The 2,122-nt window shown below is 61.0% G+C and carries 2 protein-coding genes; one reads left to right on the top strand and one right to left on the bottom strand.

What is annotated here, in order from left to right:
• Positions 1–646, bottom strand: a 646-nt coding sequence (locus ACFFAR_RS31525; protein WP_375509264.1) for an oligosaccharide flippase family protein, incomplete at its 3' end; no start/stop codon positions are given.
• Between the two features lie 366 nt (positions 647–1,012).
• On the opposite strand from ACFFAR_RS31525, the gene ACFFAR_RS31520 reads away from it, so the two are divergent.
• Positions 1,013–2,122: glycosyltransferase (locus tag ACFFAR_RS31520; RefSeq protein WP_375509263.1), on the top strand; the 1,110-nt coding region annotated here is incomplete at its 3' end.

Raw genomic sequence — 2,122 nt, 5'->3', positions numbered from 1 at the left:
GTCCGATCCCCTTCCACGATGCAAACAGCGGCGGCCGCGGCGTCATGGTCGTCCATGTGAGGACCGTCTTCAGCGATTCACCCGCGATCATGCCGAGTAGTACTGAATACGCACCCGCGCCGCCGAGCGCGAAGCACAGGCCGATCGCGCAATCCACGAAGGCCGACGACATCTCCACGCCCGCGATCCGCATGAAGCCGCGCTCGCGCGTGACGATGTAATACGCCGGCGACGCCACGCCGCGAATCAGCGGCAAGAGCGCGGCCATTTGCAGCAACAGCAGCGAGCCGCCGAGATGGAATTGTGAATCCATCAATGGCGCGGCGCACACGATCAGCACGGCGATCAACGCTCCGCGCGAAGCCAGCGTGGTCCAGACCGCACCAAGCTGCGAGCGGTTGGGCGTCTCACGGCCCTGCACGACGGCTTGCGCCAGGCCGGTATCGCTGAGCGCTTCGGCAATCGCGACCGCAAGCAGCGCCACGCTGACGCTGCCGATGGCAGCCGGTCCGAGAATGCGCCCGATCGCCAGGAACTTGACCGCAACGAATCCGCGCACGACGATCTGCTGCAGCAGGACCCAGATGGCGGCGTCCTGGTCGAAACGCACGCTCGCGGTTGAAAAAGGTAAGCGAACTGCTCTCACAGACATTCCTCGCGTCGGGTCGGTTTATTGTATTTAGAGCACGACAAACGAATTGCCGGCGAGACTTGACTTTTCATGAGCGATGCTTGGGTCCAGGGTTTCCGCAAAGGTAACGTGCCACGCCATGTGTTGTGCGCCATCTCGTAGTTGATATCGGCCCTCATGTACGCTGGCTCACTGTCTTTTTTCGCCAGAGGAATACCCTACGTTTTGTCGCTTGCAAATCTTGCTGCAATGCTAGTGTTGCCATTAGTCGCCGGGTTTCCGGCGCCTTGACTGTATGTTCCACGCGATTACGCCGGCGTTCTGCGTCTTACCGCCCGAACATCACGACCTTTTGTACGTTTTCCGATAAAAAAACAGACCATGGCCAATGAAACGCGGGACACCGTGCTGATTATCGAACCGAATTTCACCGGGCATCGGTGGCGGTATGCCGAGTGGGCTGCAGCCGCCTACAGCGAAGCAGGTTACCGGTGCGTGATCGTGACCGATCCCGCCAATGCAGCGCATTCGCTCAGCAAACGCATTGCAGAGGAGAACCGGCCCGAACTTGGAATCCAGTTCGTGGCGCCGCTCGCGCATAGCGGGAAAGGCTTGGCGAAAGTCAGCTACGTGCGTTTCTTCCGCGATTTCAAGCATGCTTTCAGTGTCGCAAGCCAGGGCCGCAAGGTCTCGCTCGTGGTGGTGCCTTACATCGATTACTTCTTTTATGCGCTGCCTTTCACGGGTTCGCCGTTTGGCGCGACGCCGTGGGTCGGCATTACAATGCGCGCCAATTTTCATCACGCGAAAGTCGGCGTGAGAGCGCCGCGCGAGCCCATGTTGAACGGCGTGAAAGCGCAGTTGTTCCGGCGCGCGATCCGCACGCAAGGGTTGAAGACGCTGCTGACAATCGACCCGACGCTCACCGAATGGTGCGCGGGCACGCCCGGTCAACGGGACCGTTATCAGGCTGACCACGGCGCGGCCGTGCAATATCTCGCCGATCCGTTTCCCGATGCAAGAGCGACCGAGCCTGCCATTGCACGTCAGCGGCTGGGACTGGGCGCGGGCAAGCACGTCCTCGTATATGGCGCGATCACCGAGCGCAAGGGTATCCAGGAACTCGCCGCAGCGCTGGCGCAACGGCAAGGCGCAGATCAACCCACGCTTGTCGTCGCCGGCGCTCAGGACGATGAAATCCGGGCGTTCTTTGCGTCGGCGGCTGCGTTGTCTCCGCCGCCGGTTTTCATCGACCGGTTCGTTACCGCCGAAGAAGAACTCGATCTCTTTTCAGCCTGCGATGTCGTGTGGCTCGGCTACAAAGGACATTACGGCATGAGCGGCGTGCTCGTGCAGGCATACCGCTTCGGCAAGCCGGTGATCGCAACCGGCTACTCCGGCAATCTCGACTTCATGACCGAGCGGAACAGCTACCTCGTCCCCTACTCGGAGACGAAGATCGGACCGAACGCGGAGCCCTATCCGCCCGAG

This window comes from uncultured Caballeronia sp. (assembly GCF_964243625.1).
Lineage (GTDB): Bacteria > Pseudomonadota > Gammaproteobacteria > Burkholderiales > Burkholderiaceae > Caballeronia.
This window is presented reverse-complemented; position numbering and strand designations above follow the sequence as displayed.